This window comes from Pseudomonas sp. DR48 (genome assembly GCF_019823085.1).
Classification (GTDB): domain Bacteria; phylum Pseudomonadota; class Gammaproteobacteria; order Pseudomonadales; family Pseudomonadaceae; genus Aquipseudomonas.
On the sequence record NZ_CP081946.1, the window covers coordinates 396,066 to 414,081 of the forward strand.

At 58.9% G+C, this 18,016-nt stretch carries 17 protein-coding genes and 1 tRNA gene; 9 read left to right on the forward strand and 9 right to left on the reverse strand.

Annotated elements, in window-relative coordinates:
* The first annotated feature begins 86 nt into the window (after nucleotides 1-86).
* From arcC to K5K95_RS01890, 9 genes are all read left to right on the forward strand, one after another.
* Entirely contained in the window at nucleotides 87-1,016 is a 930-nt protein-coding gene (gene arcC, locus K5K95_RS01850; protein WP_222588159.1) for a carbamate kinase, read from the forward strand.
* Nucleotides 1,017-1,028: 12 nt separating this feature from the next.
* On the forward strand, nucleotides 1,029-1,391 hold the full coding sequence (locus K5K95_RS01855) for a DUF5064 family protein (protein WP_222588160.1): 363 nt from the start codon (nucleotides 1,029-1,031) through the stop codon (nucleotides 1,389-1,391).
* Nucleotides 1,392-1,593: 202 nt separating this feature from the next.
* Nucleotides 1,594-3,102, forward strand: coding sequence for a sigma-54-dependent transcriptional regulator (locus K5K95_RS01860; RefSeq protein ID WP_222588161.1), 1,509 nt, complete (start codon nucleotides 1,594-1,596; stop codon nucleotides 3,100-3,102).
* Nucleotides 3,103-3,551: 449 nt separating this feature from the next.
* On the forward strand, nucleotides 3,552-3,935 hold the full coding sequence (gene gcvH, locus K5K95_RS01865; RefSeq protein ID WP_208669587.1) for a glycine cleavage system protein GcvH: 384 nt from the start codon (nucleotides 3,552-3,554) through the stop codon (nucleotides 3,933-3,935).
* Between the two features lie 11 nt (nucleotides 3,936-3,946).
* On the forward strand, nucleotides 3,947-6,799 hold the full coding sequence (gene gcvP / locus K5K95_RS01870) for an aminomethyl-transferring glycine dehydrogenase (RefSeq protein ID WP_222588162.1): 2,853 nt from the start codon (nucleotides 3,947-3,949) through the stop codon (nucleotides 6,797-6,799).
* Between the two features lie 119 nt (nucleotides 6,800-6,918).
* Nucleotides 6,919-8,295 carry an L-serine ammonia-lyase gene (locus K5K95_RS01875; protein WP_222588163.1) on the forward strand — a complete coding sequence of 459 codons (1,377 nt, stop codon included), beginning with the start codon at nucleotides 6,919-6,921 and terminating at the stop codon, nucleotides 8,293-8,295.
* A gap of 39 nt (nucleotides 8,296-8,334) precedes the next feature.
* Nucleotides 8,335-9,459: a glycine cleavage system aminomethyltransferase GcvT gene (gene gcvT / locus K5K95_RS01880; protein ID WP_222588164.1), complete on the forward strand. Its 1,125-nt coding sequence runs from the start codon at nucleotides 8,335-8,337 to the stop codon at nucleotides 9,457-9,459.
* Nucleotides 9,460-9,863: 404 nt separating this feature from the next.
* Nucleotides 9,864-10,076 carry a cold-shock protein gene (locus K5K95_RS01885; RefSeq protein ID WP_003175786.1) on the forward strand — a complete coding sequence of 71 codons (213 nt, stop codon included), beginning with the start codon at nucleotides 9,864-9,866 and terminating at the stop codon, nucleotides 10,074-10,076.
* 94 nt (nucleotides 10,077-10,170) lie between these two features.
* Complete coding sequence (locus K5K95_RS01890; RefSeq protein ID WP_222588165.1) at nucleotides 10,171-10,659, forward strand: RDD family protein; 489 nt, start codon at nucleotides 10,171-10,173, stop codon at nucleotides 10,657-10,659.
* Nucleotides 10,660-10,794: 135 nt separating this feature from the next.
* On the opposite strand, the gene nadA is transcribed toward K5K95_RS01890, so the two are convergent.
* The 9 genes from nadA to tolR all read right to left on the reverse strand — a co-directional run bounded on the left by nadA (nucleotide 10,795) and on the right by tolR (nucleotide 18,003).
* Nucleotides 10,795-11,853, reverse strand: a complete 1,059-nt coding sequence (gene nadA / locus K5K95_RS01895; protein WP_222588166.1) for a quinolinate synthase NadA — start codon at nucleotides 11,851-11,853, stop codon at nucleotides 10,795-10,797.
* Nucleotides 11,854-12,125: 272 nt separating this feature from the next.
* Nucleotides 12,126-12,201, reverse strand: a tRNA-Lys gene (locus K5K95_RS01900).
* 63 nt (nucleotides 12,202-12,264) lie between these two features.
* Nucleotides 12,265-12,957: a 7-cyano-7-deazaguanine synthase QueC gene (gene queC, locus K5K95_RS01905; protein ID WP_222588167.1), complete on the reverse strand. Its 693-nt coding sequence runs from the start codon at nucleotides 12,955-12,957 to the stop codon at nucleotides 12,265-12,267.
* Between the two features lies 1 nt (nucleotide 12,958).
* Nucleotides 12,959-13,606 carry a 7-carboxy-7-deazaguanine synthase QueE gene (queE, locus tag K5K95_RS01910; protein WP_222588168.1) on the reverse strand — a complete coding sequence of 216 codons (648 nt, stop codon included), beginning with the start codon at nucleotides 13,604-13,606 and terminating at the stop codon, nucleotides 12,959-12,961.
* A 165-nt stretch (nucleotides 13,607-13,771) separates the two neighbouring features.
* A complete protein-coding gene (gene ybgF / locus K5K95_RS01915; RefSeq protein ID WP_222588169.1) occupies nucleotides 13,772-14,617 on the reverse strand; it encodes a tol-pal system protein YbgF in 846 nt (281 codons plus the stop codon).
* A gap of 6 nt (nucleotides 14,618-14,623) precedes the next feature.
* Entirely contained in the window at nucleotides 14,624-15,121 is a 498-nt protein-coding gene (gene pal, locus K5K95_RS01920; protein ID WP_090187413.1) for a peptidoglycan-associated lipoprotein Pal, read from the reverse strand.
* Nucleotides 15,122-15,173: 52 nt separating this feature from the next.
* Nucleotides 15,174-16,475: a Tol-Pal system beta propeller repeat protein TolB gene (gene tolB / locus K5K95_RS01925; protein ID WP_405046049.1), complete on the reverse strand. Its 1,302-nt coding sequence runs from the start codon at nucleotides 16,473-16,475 to the stop codon at nucleotides 15,174-15,176.
* Nucleotides 16,472-17,551 carry a cell envelope integrity protein TolA gene (tolA, locus tag K5K95_RS01930; protein WP_222588170.1) on the reverse strand — a complete coding sequence of 360 codons (1,080 nt, stop codon included), beginning with the start codon at nucleotides 17,549-17,551 and terminating at the stop codon, nucleotides 16,472-16,474. The genes tolB and tolA overlap by 4 nt, the downstream gene beginning before the upstream one ends.
* Nucleotides 17,551-18,003: a protein TolR gene (tolR, locus tag K5K95_RS01935; RefSeq protein WP_222590266.1), complete on the reverse strand. Its 453-nt coding sequence runs from the start codon at nucleotides 18,001-18,003 to the stop codon at nucleotides 17,551-17,553. Before tolR ends, tolA begins: the two co-directional genes overlap by 1 nt.
* Nucleotides 18,004-18,016: the final 13 nt, after the last annotated feature.

The following is an 18,016-nucleotide window of genomic DNA, read 5'->3' on the forward strand; positions in this document are numbered from 1 at the left end:
ATCGCGAGCAGGCTCACTCCCACACTGATCGAGTTCCAACAGGAGACCGAGTCATTCGCAACGTCTCTGTTTAGAAGGATTGCATTATGCGTATCGTCGTTGCTCTGGGCGGTAACGCCCTGCTCCGCCGGGGTGAACCCATGACCGCGGACAACCAGCGCGCCAACATCCGGATCGCCACGGAACAAATCGCCAAGATCCATGCCGGCAATGAACTGGTGATCGCCCACGGTAATGGTCCGCAAGTCGGTCTGCTGTCGCTGCAAGCCGCCGCCTACACCTCGGTTTCCCCTTACCCGCTGGACGTGCTCGGTGCCGAAACCGAAGGCATGATCGGCTATATCATCGAACAGGAACTGGGCAACCTGCTGGACTTCGAAGTGCCGTTCGCAACCCTGCTGACCCAGGTCGAAGTCGACGCCAACGACCCGGCATTCCAGCACCCCAGCAAACCCATCGGCCCGGTCTACACCAAGGCTGAAGCTGAAAAACTCGCCGCCGAGAAAGGCTGGGCGATTGCTCCCGATGGCGACAAATTCCGTCGCGTGGTGGCCAGCCCGAGACCCAAGCGCATCTTCGAAATCCGCCCGATCAAGTGGCTGCTGGAAAAAGGCAGCATCGTGATCTGTGCTGGCGGTGGCGGCATCCCGACGATGTACGGGCCCCACGGCAAGCTGCAAGGTGTGGAAGCGGTGATCGACAAGGACCTGTGTTCGGCGCTGCTGGCCGAACAGCTTGAAAGCGATCTGCTGGTGATCGCCACCGACGTCAACGCGGCCTTTATCGACTTCGGCAAACCCTCGCAAAAATCCATCGCCGAAGCGCACCCGGACGAAATGGAAAAACTCGGTTTCGCCGCCGGCTCCATGGGACCGAAGGTGCAGGCCGCCTGCGAGTTCGCGCGCCATACTGGAAAAGTCGCGGTGATCGGTTCACTCTCGGACATTGAAGCGATCGTCCAGGGCAAGGCAGGTACGCGCATCAGTACGGCGAAACCTGGCATTACTTACTTGTAGGGAGAGACGTCTATGGCACAGTTTGAACCGGGTCACTTGCACATCGAGCGTCACGCGTTGGACAAGAATGATGTCAGCTACAACATTCACCTCGACTATGAAGTCAGCAAGAACCCCAAAGGGGTCAAAGGCATCCAGTTCACGATGCATGGCAGCATTCAGGGCAAGGACATGAAAGAGACCTTCTTCCTGCCCAAGGAGGAGGCCTACAACTTTGCCAACAACGTGACGAAGATCGCCGAGCAGTACGGCATTCCCAAGTCACACAGCCAGATCGGCTCGGTGCACAAGCATTACGATCTGATGTTTGAAGACATCCGGGTGCAGCTGGACATGAAATCCGGCGACCCGGTGAACATCGAACACTTCGAATAGCCCACTGACCTTGTGGGAGCGGGCTTGCTCGCGAAAGCGGAGTATCAGTCGACATTAGTATTGCCTGTCACACCGCTTTCGCGAGCAAGCCCGCTCCCACATTGGATCGGTGTAAGCCTGAAGTCCTGCACGGGATTTCACCATTGGCCCGCCCCAAGGCATACTTGCCACCCTCCGCACTCCAGAACCAAAAAACCGCCCCATGCGTATCCACGTCAGCTTCATCGACCGCGTCGGCATAACCCAGGAAGTCCTGGCCTTGCTCGGTGGGCGCAATCTCAATCTGGATGCGGTGGAGATGGTGCCGCCAAACGTCTACATCGACGCCCCGACCTTGAGTCCAGAGGTTCTCGACGAACTGCGTGACGCGCTGCTCAGCGTGCGCGGCGTGCAAACGATGACGGTGGTCGACATCCTTCCCGGTCAGCGTCGGCACTTGCAGCTCGATGCGTTGCTCGCCGCCATGACCGACCCGGTACTGGCGCTGGACAGCGCCGGCAAGGTGTTGCTGGCCAACCCGGCATTGATCGCTTTATATGGTCGCGAACCAGCCGGTGAAAGCGTCGCCGACCTGTTTGCCGATCCTGCGTTGCTCGATGTGCTGCTGGAAAACGGCTTTCGCCTGCCGCTGCGCGAGATCACCGTCAACGGCCAGACCCTGTTGCTGGACGCCACGCCGATCACCGACGCTGGCGCCCTGCTGACCTTGTACCAACCCAACCGCATCGGTGAACGCCTGTCCGCGTTGCACCATGATCACGCCGAAGGTTTCGACGCGCTGCTGGGCGAATCCCCGGCGATTCGTACGCTCAAGGCGCGCGCCCAGCGAGTGGCGGCACTCGATGCACCGCTGTTGATCCAGGGCGAAACCGGCACCGGCAAGGAACTGGTGGCGCGGGCCTGCCACGCCATCAGCGCTCGGCACAGCTCGCCGTTCCTGGCGCTGAACTGCGCAGCATTGCCGGAGAACCTCGCCGAAAGTGAACTGTTCGGCTACGCCCCCGGTGCCTTCACCGGCGCGCAACGGGGCGGCAAACCGGGGCTGATGGAACTGGCCAACCAGGGCACGGTGTTTCTCGATGAGATCGGCGAGATGTCTCCGTACTTGCAGGCGAAATTACTGCGTTTCCTCAACGACGGCAGCTTCCGTCGAGTGGGCGGTGACCGGGAAGTAAAGGTCAACGTGCGGATCCTCAGCGCGACCCATCGCGACCTGGAAAAAATGGTCAGCGAAGGCACCTTCCGCGAAGACCTGTTCTATCGCCTCAACGTTCTGAATGTCGAAGTCCCGCCGCTGCGCGAACGTGGCCAGGACATTCTGCTGCTGGCCCGCTACTTCATGCAGCAGGCCTGCGCGCAAATCCAGCGCCCGGTCTGCCGCCTGGCGCCAGGCACGTATCCAGCGCTGCTGGGTAATCGCTGGCCGGGCAACGTGCGGCAATTGCAGAACGTCATCTTCCGCGCCGCGGCGATTTGCGAAAGCAGCCTGGTGGACATCGGCGACCTCGATATCGCCGGCACCTCCGTGGCGCGCCAGAGCGACAGCGATGTCGACAGCCTTGAGCAAGCCATGGAAGAATTCGAAAAAACCCTGCTGGAAAAACTCTACGTCAGCTACCCCTCGACCCGGCAACTGGCCAGTCGCCTGCAGACTTCCCACACCGCCATTGCCCATCGGTTGCGCAAGTACGGGATTCCCAATAAGCCATAGGCTATTGTCCGATCTCGTCACCACCACAAAACCCCTGTGGGAGCGAGCCTGCTCGCGATAGCGGTATGAAATTCGGCATTAATTTCGACTGGTACTCCCTCATCGCGAGCAGGCTCGCTCCCACAGGGTTATGTGCTGCTATGAAATTCTTCCAAAAACGACCTCCATCTGTACTGAAAGCGCTACAGCGGAACGATATCGATACACCCTCCTCTGATCACCGCTGTGCAAGGCTTTGATCCCACTACGCTTTTTTCTTTGCTTCCAGCTGTAGCGATTTCGCTACAGGCTTTTAATTCGCCCGCCTCAAATTTATGCCCAAACCATTGATTAATAAGGGTTTGACCACATTGGCCGCGATCTTGCTTAGTAGCCATCCATAAAGCAGGGCTTTTGCCCAAGCATTCCATCGCGTCCACCAGACGAGTCTGGCCCCCTTAGGAGTTTCCATGAGCGAATTGCGTTTTACTGAAGATCACGAATGGCTGCGCACCGAAGCTGACGGCAGCGTCACAGTCGGCATCACCGCTTTCGCGCAGAATGCCTTGGGCGACGTGGTTTTCGTACAACTGCCTGAGCTGCAGTCCTACGACAAAGGCGCTGAAGCCGCCACCGTGGAATCGGTAAAAGCCGCCAGCGGCGTGTACATGCCACTCGACGGTGAAGTGCTGGAAGTGAACCCGGCGCTCGACAGCAGCCCGGAACTGGTCAACGAAGATCCACTGGGCGAAGGCTGGTTCTTCCGCTTCAAGCCAACCGACGCCTCGGCTGTCGCCAACCTGCTGGATCAGGACGCCTACGACCGCCTGATCAAAGCCAACGCCGAAGCCTGAGGAGCGCTGACATGACTCAAGTAAACCTTTCGACCGCCAACGAATTCATTGCTCGCCACATCGGCCCACGTGCTGGTGACGAGCAAGCCATGCTCAACAGCCTCGGTTTCGACTCCCTTGAAGCCCTGAGCGCCAGCGTCATTCCCGACAGCATCAAAGGCACCAGCGTCCTCGGCCTCGAAGACGGTCTGAGCGAAGCCGATGCCCTGGCGTTGATCAAATCCATCGCCGGCAAAAACCAGCTGTTCAAGACCTTCATCGGCCAGGGCTACTACGGCACGCACACGCCGTCGCCGATCCTGCGCAACCTGCTGGAAAACCCGGCCTGGTACACCGCCTACACCCCGTATCAGCCAGAAATTTCCCAAGGCCGTCTCGAAGCCCTGCTGAACTTCCAGACCCTGATCAGCGACCTGACCGGCCTGCCGATCGCCAACGCCTCGCTGCTCGACGAAGCCACCGCCGCCGCTGAAGCGATGACCTTCTGCAAACGCCTGAGCAAGAACAAGGGCAGCCACGCGTTCTTCGCTTCCGTGCATTGCCACCCGCAAACCCTCGACGTGCTGCGCACCCGTGCCGAGCCGCTGGGCATCGACGTGGTGGTCGGCGACGAGCGTGAACTGAGCGACGTGACGCCGTTCTTCGGCGCGCTGCTGCAATACCCGGCGAGCAACGGTGACGTCTTCGATTACCGCGAACTGACCGAACGCTTCCACGCCGCCAACGCGTTGGTCGCCGTCGCGGCGGACCTGCTGGCCCTGACCGTGCTGACGCCGCCGGGTGAATTCGGCGCCGACGTGGCCATCGGCAGCGCGCAACGCTTCGGCGTGCCGCTGGGCTTCGGTGGCCCGCACGCCGCTTACTTCTCCACCAAGGATGCGTTCAAGCGCGACATGCCGGGCCGTCTGGTCGGTGTCTCCGTAGACCGCTTCGGCAAGCCGGCCCTGCGCCTGGCGATGCAGACCCGCGAGCAACATATCCGCCGCGAGAAAGCCACGTCGAACATCTGCACCGCACAAGTACTGCTGGCCAACATCGCCAGCATGTACGCCGTGTACCACGGTCCGAAAGGCCTGACGCAGATCGCCAATCGCGTGCATCACCTGACCGCGATTCTGGCCCAAGGCCTGAAAGCGATCGGCCTGCACGTCGAACAAGAAACCTTCTTCGACACCCTGACGATCAAGACCGGCGCCAACACCGCCGCATTGCACGACAAGGCTCGCACCCAGCAAATCAACCTGCGCGTAGTCGATGCTGAACGTCTGGGCCTGTCCCTTGACGAAACCACCTCGCAAGCCGATGTGGAAACCCTGTGGGCCCTGCTCGCCGACGGCAAAACCCTGCCGGACTTCGCCGCCCTCGCCGCTTCCGTGGTCAGCACCTTCCCGGCCGCATTGGTCCGCCAATCGCCGATCCTCAGCCACCCGGTGTTCAACCGTTATCACTCGGAAACCGAGCTGATGCGCTACCTGCGCAAGCTCGCCGACAAGGACCTGGCGCTGGACCGCACCATGATCCCGCTGGGCTCGTGCACCATGAAACTCAACGCCGCCAGCGAAATGATCCCGGTCACCTGGGCTGAATTCGGTGCCCTGCACCCGTTCGCTCCGGCCGAGCAAAGCGCCGGCTATCAGCAGTTGACCGACGAACTGGAAGCGATGCTCTGCGCCGCGACTGGCTATGACGCGATTTCGCTGCAACCGAACGCCGGCTCCCAAGGTGAATACGCCGGTCTCTTGGCGATTCGCGCCTATCACCAGAGCCGTGGCGAAGACCGTCGCGACATCTGCCTGATCCCGTCCTCGGCCCACGGCACCAACCCGGCGACCGCCAACATGGCCGGTATGCGTGTGGTGGTGACCGCGTGCGATGCCCGTGGCAACGTCGACATCGAAGACCTGCGCGCCAAGGCCATCGAGCACCGCGAGCATCTCGCGGCTTTGATGATCACCTATCCGTCGACCCACGGCGTGTTCGAAGAAGGCATCCGCGAAATCTGCGGCATCATTCATGACAACGGCGGCCAGGTGTACATCGACGGCGCCAACATGAACGCGATGGTCGGCCTGTGCGCGCCAGGCAAGTTCGGCGGCGACGTGTCGCACCTGAACCTGCACAAGACCTTCTGCATTCCCCACGGCGGTGGCGGCCCGGGTGTCGGCCCGATTGGCGTGAAGTCGCACCTGACGCCGTTCCTGCCGGGTCACGGCACCATGGAACGCAAGGAAGGCGCGGTCTGCGCAGCACCGTTCGGCAGCGCGAGCATTCTGCCGATCACCTGGATGTACATTCGGATGATGGGTGGCGCGGGTCTCAAGCGTGCTTCGCAACTGGCGATCCTCAACGCCAACTACATTTCCCGTCGCCTCGAAGAGCACTACCCGGTGCTGTACACCGGCAGCAACGGCCTGGTGGCGCACGAATGCATCCTCGACCTGCGTCCGCTGAAAGACAGCAGCGGCATCAGCGTCGATGACGTCGCCAAGCGCCTGATCGACTTCGGCTTCCACGCCCCGACCATGTCGTTCCCGGTGGCCGGCACGCTGATGATCGAGCCGACCGAAAGCGAATCCAAGGAAGAACTGGACCGCTTCTGCGATGCCATGATCCGCATCCGCGAAGAAATCCGCGCCGTGGAAAACGGCACCCTGGACAAGGAAGACAACCCGCTGAAAAACGCTCCGCACACCGCCGCGGAAATCGTCGGCGAGTGGACGCATCCGTACAGCCGTGAGCAAGCGGTGTACCCGGTTGCGTCGCTGATCGAAGGCAAATACTGGCCACCGGTCGGCCGCGTCGACAACGTGTTTGGCGATCGCAACCTGGTTTGCGCCTGCCCGTCGATCGAAAGCTACGCTTAAAAGAAGCAGCTATAAGCTTCGAGCCTCAAGCTGCAAGCTTCAAACGAAAAGTCAAAAGCTAACTGCTTTTACTTGCAGCTTGGAGCTTGCAGCTTACAACTGCGCCGCAGGAGCCCCCCATGTCGTTAAGCGTGTTCGACCTGTTCAAGATTGGCATCGGCCCCTCCAGCTCCCACACCGTCGGCCCGATGCGCGCAGCCGCGCGTTTTGCCGAAGGGCTGCGCCGTGAAGGGCTGCTGGCGGCAACCAACTGCATCAAAGTCGAGCTTTACGGCTCGCTCGGCGCCACCGGCAAAGGCCACGGCAGCGACAAGGCTGTGTTGCTCGGCCTGGAAGGCGAACACCCGGATACCGTGAATACCGAAACCGTCGCCGCCCGTCTGCAAGACATTCGCGGCAATGGTCGCTTGAACCTGCTCGGCGAACACAGCATTGCGTTCAACGAGAAAGAACACCTGGCGATGATCCGCAAACCGTTGCCCTATCACCCCAACGGCATGATTTTTCGCGCGTTCGATGTTGCCGGCCTGCAGATCCGCAGCCGCGAGTATTACTCGGTCGGCGGTGGTTTTGTCGTCGATGAAGACGCCGCCGGCGCCGACCGCATTGTCGAAGACGCCACGCCTCTGACCTTCCCGTTCAAAAGCGCCAAGGACCTGCTCACCCATTGCACCACCTACGGCTTATCCATTAGCCAGGTGATGCTGACCAACGAAAGCGCCTGGCGCCCCGAAGCGGAAACCCGCGCCGGACTGCTGCGAATCTGGCAAGTGATGCAGGATTGCGTCGCCGCCGGTTGCCGCAACGAAGGGATCCTGCCCGGCGGATTGAAGGTCAAGCGCCGCGCCGCCGCGTTGCATCGGCAACTGTGCAAGAACCCTGAATCCTCATTGCGCGATCCGCTGTCGGTGCTGGACTGGGTCAACCTGTATGCCTTGGCGGTCAACGAAGAAAACGCCAATGGCGGACGCGTCGTTACCGCGCCCACAAATGGTGCAGCAGGAATCGTCCCGGCGGTTTTGCACTACTACATGCGCTTCATCCCCGGCGCCAACGAAGACGGCGTTGTGCGCTTTCTGCTGACCGCTGCGGCGATCGGGATTCTCTACAAGGAAAACGCCTCGATCTCCGGTGCCGAAGTCGGCTGCCAGGGCGAGGTCGGCGTGGCCTGCTCCATGGCGGCGGGCGCCTTGTGCGAGGTGCTGGGCGGCACGGTACAGCAAGTGGAAAACGCTGCGGAAATCGGCATGGAACACAACCTCGGCCTGACCTGCGACCCGATTGGCGGACTGGTGCAAGTGCCTTGCATCGAACGCAACGCCATGGGCTCGGTCAAGGCGATCAACGCGGTACGCATGGCCCTGCGCGGCGACGGCCAGCACTTTGTCTCGCTCGACAAGGTCATCCGCACCATGCGCCAAACCGGCGCCGACATGAAAAGCAAATACAAGGAAACCGCCCGCGGCGGTTTGGCGGTCAACATTATCGAGTGCTGATGCGCACGCGCATCTGCCTACTTTTTTCAGGAGCTGAATATGTCCACCGAACACCTGTTGAAAACCCCGTTGCACGCACTGCACATCGAGCTCGGCGCACGCATGGTGCCGTTCGCCGGCTATGACATGCCCGTGCAATACCCGCTGGGCGTGATGAAAGAACACCAGCACACCCGTGATCAGGCCGGGTTGTTCGATGTTTCGCACATGGGCCAGATCCGCCTGACCGGCGCCAATGCCGCCAAGGCCCTGGAAACCCTGGTGCCGGTTGACATCATCGACTTGCCGGTGGGCATGCAACGCTACGCGATGTTTACCAACGAAACCGGTGGCATCCTCGACGACCTGATGGTCGCCAATCTGGGTAACGACGAGCTGTTCCTGGTGGTCAACGCCGCGTGCAAGGATCAGGACCTGGCGCACCTGCGCCAACACATCGGCGATCAGTGCACCATCGAGCCGCTGTTCGAAGAGCGTGCGTTGCTGGCGTTGCAAGGTCCGGCGGCCGTCACTGTGCTCGCGCGCCTGGCACCTGAAGTGGCGAAGATGACCTTCATGCAGTTCACCCGCGTGAAACTGCTGGGCGTGGACTGCTTTGTCAGCCGTTCGGGCTACACCGGTGAAGACGGTTTCGAAATCTCCGTGCCGGCGGCCAACGCCGAAGCCCTGGCTCGCGCCCTGCTGGCCGAGCCTGAAGTGGCAGCCATCGGCCTTGGCGCCCGCGACTCACTGCGCCTGGAAGCCGGCCTGTGCCTCTATGGCCACGACATGAACACCGACACCACCCCGATCGAAGCCAGCCTGTTGTGGGCCATCTCCAAGCCACGTCGCGCCGATGGCGCACGGGCCGGCGGCTTCCCCGGCGCCGAGACGATATTCGCGCAACAGCAAAACGGCGTCAGCCGCAAACGCGTCGGCCTCCTGCCCCAGGAACGCACTCCAGTGCGCGAAGGCGCTGAGATCGTCAATGAAGCGGGCGACATCATCGGTACGGTTTGCAGTGGCGGTTTCGGGCCAACCTTGGGCGGTCCTTTGGCGATGGGTTACCTCGACAGCAAGTACATCGCCATCGACACACCCGTTTGGGCGATCGTTCGTGGGAAAAAGGTGCCTTTGCTTGTAAGCAAAATGCCATTTGTTGCACAACGCTACTATCGCGGCTGATTGACTGTTTCTATAAGTAACGCGGTTGCGTTAACAGTGCACTAATGTGTAACGCAACCGCCATAAAATAGTGCATGTCGTGGGCTCTAAGCTTCGTTTATGAACTTTGCTTATAACGTTCGAAAACAATTGAACCTCCTCATCGAATAAGCCCGCGCTAGTGAACGCACTAACCCGCAACCTCAGCAAAACCGGGCCTTTCACAGGGGCTTGTTTTTTCTCTCGTAGTTGGCGTAGAGTTTGTTCACTGTGTTTGCATGGGTCGCTTGGAATCGTGACCTGGGCAGTAGCCTACAAGTTAGCTACATCCCGTTCGACGTCTTCTTACTCTCCTGCAACCAGCCCCAGTACTCTTTCATGAGAAAGAGACTGTCATTAATTTTTTGCGTCAAAGGAAATAAGAAATGTCCCAACGTCAGAGCGGTACCGTCAAGTGGTTTAACGACGAGAAAGGTTTTGGTTTTATCACTCCTGAAAGCGGTCCGGATCTGTTCGTGCATTTCCGCGCCATTCAGGGCAACGGCTTCAAGAGCCTGAAAGAAGGCCAGAAAGTGACTTTCGTTGCTGTGCAAGGCCAGAAAGGCATGCAGGCTGACGAAGTACAAGCAGAAGCTTAATCTTCTGTAACGAAAAAGCCCCTGATGCTGACATCAGGGGCTTTTTTGTGCGCGTAAATCCGTAAAATGGCTTCTTTTGCGTCCAGAGGCTGCGATGTCCAAACACCTGCTCACTCCCCAGGGCGACTTCCCCGCCGCCACCCTGGGTCGGCGCCTGGCAGCCATGTTCTATGACTTCCTGTTGTGTACCGCCCTGCTGATCGTCACCAGCGGCGTGTACAAGATGATCCAGATGGCGATCATCGGCGAAGACAAGATGCGCGCCCTCACCGAAGCCGGCGCGCTGGACGGCGATCCATTGCTGTCGACGGTACTGTTGTTTGTGTTGTTTGGCTTCTTTGCCAAGTTCTGGACCTGGTCCGGTCAGACGCTGGGCATGCAGGTGTGGTGCATCCGCGTACAGAACGCCGACGGTTCGTCCATCAGCCTGTGGCAGGCGCTGTTGCGGTTTGTGGTGTCGATCGCGTCGCTGCTGTGCGTTGGCCTGGGCTTCATCTGGTCGCTGTTCGATAAACAGAAACGCAGCTGGCATGACATCTACTCCAACACCCGGATTGTGCGCATCCCGAAGAAAACCAAATAACTACGGCATACAAAAACCAATGTGGGAGCGAGCCTGCTCGCGATAGCGGTGTGTCAGTCACCTTCAATTTGACTGATACACCGCTATCGCGAGCAGGCTCGCTCCCACAGGTTATTTGTGACTAGCCGATAGATCTCAGGCGTTGCCGGCCAGTTTCATCCGTGCAGCCTGGGTGAAGTCGAGCATGCGCTTCAGCGGCCGGATCGCTTGCGGGATCAATGCCGGATCAACAAAGATCTCGTTCGCCCCTTCCTTCAAGCTCTTGAGCAGGCGCTCAAGGGTATTCATCGCCATCCAAGGGCAGTGCGCGCAACTGCGGCAGGCTGCGCCGTTGCCGGCCGTTGGCGCCTCGATGAAGACCTTGTCCGGGCACAGCTGCTGCATCTTGTAGAAGATGCCGCGATCGGTAGCGACGATCAGGGTCTTGTTCGGCAGACTCTTCGCCGCCGCAATCAACTGACTGGTCGAGCCGACGGCGTCTGCCAGTTCGATCACCGATGTCGGCGACTCCGGGTGCACCAGAATCGCAGCGTCCGGGTACAACGCTTTCATGTCTTCGAGCTGCTTGGACTTGAACTCTTCGTGAACGATGCAGGCACCGTCCCACAGCAACATGTCCGCACCGGTCTGACGCTGGATGTAGGTGCCCAGGTGTTTGTCCGGGCCCCAGATGATGGTCTCGCCGTTATCCATCAGGCTTTCGACGATTTCCAGCGCACAGCTGGACGTCACCACCCAGTCCGCCCGGGCTTTGACCGCCGCCGAGGTGTTGGCATAGACCACCACCGTACGTTCCGGGTGTTGATCGCAGAACGCCGAAAACTCGTCCACCGGGCAACCCAGGTCCAGCGAACACGTCGCTTCGAGGGTCGGCATCAGTATGCGTTTTTCAGGATTGAGGATCTTGGCGGTTTCGCCCATGAACTTCACACCGGCAACGACCACGGTCTTGGCCGGGTGAGCGCTGCCGAAGCGGGCCATCTCCAGCGAGTCGGAGACGCAACCGCCGGTTTCTTCGGCCAGGGCCTGAATCACCGGATCGCAATAGAAGTGAGCAACCAGCACCGCGTCCTGAGCCTTGAGCTCGGCAGCGATGGCGGCACGATAGAAAGCTTCCTCATCGGCGGTCAGCGGCTTGGGCTGCTTGGCGTCGAGGTGGGCTTGAACCAGAAGGCGTTCGGAAATCTGCGTCATGTTTGCAAGACCTGCAGGCGCATTCGCGCGAAAGTCGAGTATACACCCGGCTCCGGACCCTTCAGGGTACCGCCGGAGAGTGAGTATTCATCAGGCACGGACAGCGGTGAAGAGGCGCAAGGCTACAGAATATCGGCTGGATGCAAAAGATGATTCTGACCTGTGCCATGCGGTGCAGCCCCACCAGGGGGCCAGTACAAATCGCGGGCAAAAAAAAATCCGGAAATCCTCACTTGCGTGGGCCTTCCAGACTTTTAAAACTGCTACAAAAATGGTGGGTCGTGTGGGATTCGAACCTACGACCAATTGGTTAAAAGCCAACTGCTCTACCAACTGAGCTAACGACCCGCTGTGTGGTGGCGCGTATAATACTGATTTTTAAGGACTATTCAACACCTAATTTAAAATAAATCAAAAATAAGGTGTTGGGTCGCTTACGCCGGCTGCTGCAAAGCCTTCCGCACGCAGTCGGCAGCTGTCGCATTTGCCGCAAGCACGGCCCTGATCGTCGGCCTGATAGCAAGAAACGGTCAGCCCGTAATCGACCCCCAGCTTCACGCCTGCCTGGACGATCTGCGCCTTGCTCATGTTCTGCAGTGGCGCCTGAATACGGAAGCCATTGCCTTCTACACCCGCCTTGGTCGCCAGATTGGCCATGCGCTCGAACGACTCGATGAACTCAGGACGGCAGTCTGGATAACCGGAGTAATCCACGGCGTTCACACCAATAAAGATGTCACGCGCGCCCAGCACTTCAGCCCAGCCCAGCGCCAGAGACAGAAACACCGTGTTGCGCGCTGGCACATAAGTCACCGGAATACCTTCGCCCGGCATCTCCGGCACGTCGATGCTGCTATCGGTCAGCGCCGAACCACCGATACCGTTCAGGTTCAGGCCGATCACCTTGTGCTCGACCACACCCAGGTCGCGAGCGACACGCGCCGCCGCGTGCAGTTCGGCATGAGACCGCTGACCGTAGTCGAAGCTCATGGTGTAGCAGCTGTAGCCTTCGGCACGGGCCATGGCCACGACAGTTGCCGAGTCCAGACCGCCGGACAGCAGGATGACCGCACGCTTTTCAGTAGTGTTCAGTTGTTCAGTCATATCAGCGCCCCGGCTCGTCATTCCAAAGATATTTATGCAGCTGCAATTGCAGACGCACTGGCAGGTTGTCCGCCACCACCCAATCAGCCAGGTCCCGTGCATTCAGGTCGTGATGACTTGGCGAGAACAGGACTTCGCCTGCTCGCTGGTCGAGACCGTACTGGATGAGTTTGGACACCGCCCAGTCGTAGTCTTCCCGCGAGCAGATGACAAACTTCACCTGATCGTTGGGCGTGAGCAGTTCAATGTTCTCGTAGCGGTTGCGGTGCGCTTCTTTCGAACCCGGGGTTTTCAAGTCGACAACACGACTGACCCGGGAATCTACCGCCGAGATGTCGAGAGCACCACTGGTTTCCAGTGACACTTCGTAACCGGCGTCGCACAACCGCTTGAGCAATGGGATGGCGTTCGGCTGGGCCAACGGCTCGCCGCCGGTGACACAGACATAACGCGGACGAAAACCGGCCACTTGCTCGAGGATGTCGTCGAGCGTGCGCACGGTGCCGCCAGTGAACGCATAGGCGCTGTCGCAGTATTGGCAACGCAATGGGCAACCGGTCAGGCGCACAAAAACTGTGGGCAGCCCGGCAGTCCGCGTTTCCCCCTGCAACGAGTAGAAAACTTCGGTGATTCTCAATGTGTCTTGCATAGTCGCCACGGGCATGACAGCTAAACAGGCTGTCCGCCTCCGTCAGGCACTTCAAGGAACCCCGCCATCGCGCAGATCCCAAAAAGCGTGTTTCAAAAAAGGGTGTGAATTCTAACGAAAAAACCCGCGACAAGCGCGGGTTTCTTCAAAACGAGCCTCACAGACCTACATTTTTTGCAGATCACGCTGGGCCAGTTGAGCGGCGGAAGTGCCCGGGTATTGCGACACCACCTGCTGCAGAATGCCTTTTACCTTGTCGGTATGACCGAGGCGGCGCTCTACATCAGCGAGCTTGTACAGCGAATCAGGCACTTTTGGATGCTTTGGATACAGCTGCGAAACTTTGGCAAAAGCCTGACCCGCACCTTGCAGATCACCTTTGGCCAAATTCACTTCGCCCAACCAGTACTGGGCATTGCCCGCGTATTGGCTGTTCGGGTATTTGCGTAGAAATGCGGCAAAAGCCTGGCTGGCCTTGTCGAAATCCTTGGCTTTGATCAGGTCGAAGGCTGCATCGTAGTACAGCTTTTCCTTCGCCGGATCGGCCGGTTCGCTACCCGCAGCGGGTGCTTGCGCGGCTGCGGCTGCCGCTCCTGCACTTGCGCCGGCTGCTGCACCGGGGGCATTCAAATTGCCACCGGTGGAAGAATTATCAGGAGTCGCGGCTGGTGCTACGCCGGATCCTATGCGCCGATCAAGATCCTGGTATCGCTCCAGGTTTTCCTGCTTCATGCGCGCTACATCATTTTGCAGAACTTCGATCACGCCCTGTTGACGTGAAATCTGCTCCTGCATCGATTGCAGTTGGTTGAACAGCTCGCCCTGTGCCGAGACAGGGGCCGAAACCCCTCCCCCGGCATAGGCGCCGTTCGTACCGTAACCCGCAGGCGGATAACTGCTCCCGCTATTGTTATAACCGGAGTTGTTATCGACCACAGGAACCGCAGCCCACACCGCAAGCGATGTGAGACTGAGAGCCAAAACAGTTACAGCACGACGGCACGTTCGCATGACGAATTACTTACGCAGTTCGACGCGACGGTTTTGAGCCCAGGACTGCTCGTCGTTGCCGGTAGCAACTGGACGCTCTTCGCCGTAGGAAACCAGTTCCAGCTGAGCTGGGGAAACACCTTGCAGTACCAGGTAACGCTGAACGGCTTTCGCACGACGCTCGCCCAGTGCCATGTTGTACTCACGAGTACCACGTTCGTCGGTGTTGCCTTCCAGAACAACGCGAGCGCCGTTTGCTTTCAGGTCTTTGGCGTGAACGTCCAGAGCGCGCATGGCTTCTGGCTTCAGGTCCGAGCTGTCGTATTCGAAGTAGAAGGTGGTGATTGCGCGCAGAGCAGCTTCTTCGCTCAGGGAACCGTCAACGGCACCAGTGTTTGCGCCGTAACCAGCGTTTGGATCGACAGCGCCTTGACCGGCATTGTCGCCGCCTTTGGACGAGCAACCTACAGCTACAGCCATGGCCAGAGCCAGCGCAGCAAATTTACCAAACTTCAGCATTTCCATCGTGAAACTCCTAATGAACCCCAGTGTGTTAAGTACAACGTGTAGCGCCGCGTCAGTTCAGGTAAGGGGACCAGGAAGGTTCTCTGACTTCGCCTTGTGCGGTAGGAAGCGGGAGCCTTACGCGTCCATTAATGGACACGAGCATCAAGACTCCCCGGCCCTGCTGGCGGGTGGCGTAGATTACCATGGTGCCGTTGGGCGCAACAGTAGGCGACTCGTCCAGAGTGCTATCAGTGAGGATCTTTACACTACCTCGCTGCAAATCCTGGGCTGCCACCTTGAAATTAGTGAAGCCATCCTGGCGGTGAATCATCACCAGGGTCTTTTCATCAGCCGACAATTTAGGGTTGGCGTTGTAGTTACCAATAAAGGTCACACGCTCCGCACCACCGCCACCGACGCTGGTTTTATAGATCTGTGGTTTGCCGCCACGGTCGGACGTGAAGTAGATGGTCGAACCATCCTTACCCCAGAACGGTTCGGTGTTGATGCCAGGACCGTTGGTGACACGACTGATCTGACGCGAACCCAGGTTCATCACGTAGATGTCCGGGTTGCCGTCCTTGGACAGTACGAATGCCAGGCGATTGCCATCCGGCGACCAGGCTGGTGCGCCATTGAGGCCTTCGAAGTTGGTGATCTGCTCACGGCGACCGGTGTCGATGTTCTGCATGAAAATACGCGGACGCTTCTGCTCGAAAGAAACATAAGCGATGCGCTTGCCATCCGGTGCGAAACGCGGCGACAGGATCGGCTCGCGCGATTGCAGCAGGGTCACGGCGCGGGCACCGTCATAGTCCGAACGTTGCAGCGTGTAGCGCGTGTTCTTCTCGGAGAAACGCTCGGCCGTTACGTACAACAGGCGTGTCGAGAACGCACCCTTGATACCGGTGAGTTTTTCGAACGACTGGTCGGCAATGAAGTGCGCCATGTCGCGCAGTTGATCAACACTGCCCGACACGCTGCCGGCCAGCACTTGCTGCTCGGTGGCGACGTTGAACAGCGCGTATTGAACCTGCAGGCGACCGCCCGCTGGAACGATGCTGCCGACCATAATGTACTGGGCGCTGATAGCCTTCCAGTCACGGAAAATGATTTCGCTGGCCTGGCTTGGCTGGCTGATCATGTTCTGCTTTGGAATCGGCGAGTAATAACCCGAGTTACGCAGGTCGTTACCGATGATTTCGGCCATGTCGTCTGGCAGCACGGTGCCGCCCTGGAAGCCGAACGGCACTACCGCAATCGGGGTTGCCCGATCACTGCCGCTGGTGACCAGAATGTTTTTTTCATCCGCCGCCGCTATCCCTGCCAGGCAGCAGATAACGACAAGCATTCCTCGAAGAAGGTTTCTCACAAGGCTAGATCCTCAGGTGTGAATGTCATCTTGAATGAACGATACGGAGCGAAATCGCTCGGCTTCATTCCCTGCATTTCTGTCAAACGTCCAATATTCTTGACCGCCGCAACTGCCGACGAGTCGAACGGACCATCGCCACTGGACTTGGCCACGCTGACCGAAGTCACCGTACCGTCCGGCAACATGCCGATTTGCAACACGACCGTCATGCCTTTGCGTGCCGAAGGTGGACGAGCCCAGCCTTCCGCTGCACGAGCACGAATCAAATCATCGAAACTGCCGGCGACTTCGTCACCTTGCTCATCCGCCAAGGCTTGCTGACGCTGAGGCGTGTCGGAAAGCAAATCTGCCAGGGCCTGGGCCTTTTTCTCTTCAGCGGATTTACGTGACGCTTCCTGCGATTTTTTCTTCGCAGCATCGGCGGCAGCTTTCTTCTTCGCGTCTTCGGCGACTTTCTTCTTCGCCTCTTCAGCTTCAGATTTCTTCTTGGCCTCTTCGGCGGCTTTCTTCTTCGCGTCTTCGACGATCTTTTTCTTGGCTTCTTCAGCGGCCGCTTTCTTGGCCTCTTCTTCAGCTTCTTTCTTGGCTTCTTCTTCAGATTTCTTCTTGGCTATATCAGCCAATTTTTTCTCTTCGGCTTTTTTGGCTTCGGCGGTCTTCTTGGCTTCATCGGCTTTCTTGGCTTCATCAGCCTTTTTGGCCTCTTCGGCTTTCTTCGTCTCGTCGGCCTTCTTGGATTCTTCGGCTTTTTGAGCCGCGTCTTCCTTCTTTTGTTCCGCGGCTTTGATCGCTTCCTGCTCGATCTTTTTCTGTTCCATCTGTTCGACTTCGGTCTGACGCGCAGCAGATTTCTGCGCTTCACCCGCAATCTTCTGATTGGTCTGGGTGGTCGCCCGACTTTTCGATTTCAGCTGGTACAAGGTCGCCTGGACAATCGGCTTGGCCGGCGGCAGCTCCGGTGTGAAGGCAAAACTGACGAACAGCATGCCGAACACCAGCACGTGCAAGACAATCGCCCAGACACTAGGCCAGAAGTAGCTTTCCGAGGCGGACGGCTCTCGCATTTGCTGCATCAGGGTGCCTCGGTAATCAAGCCAACATTACCGACCCCGGCTTTCTGCAATCCGCCCATGGCGCCCATCACGGAGCCGTAATCTACGGACTTATCGCCACGAATGAACACCTGGGTACGCTTACCGTTACCGTTCCCGGAGTCGATGATCTTTTTCACGGCGTCGGTCATCTGCGGCAAGGTCATGGCCTTGTCCTGCTGCTTTTCGGTGTCGACTTCGCTGCCAAGGTTCCAGTAGTAGGTCTTGTCAGCCTTGATCGAAATGGTCAGGACCTGGGTGTTGTTGTCCTGCGGCAAGGCTTCGCTGGAAACCTTGGGCAGATCAACCTTCACGCCCTGATTGAGCATTGGCGCGGTCACCATGAAGATGACCAGCAGCACCAGCATCACGTCGATGTAGGGCACCACGTTCATCTCGGCAACCGGCTTGCGCTTTTTGCGAGCTCGAGCGATTAAAGCCATTGGA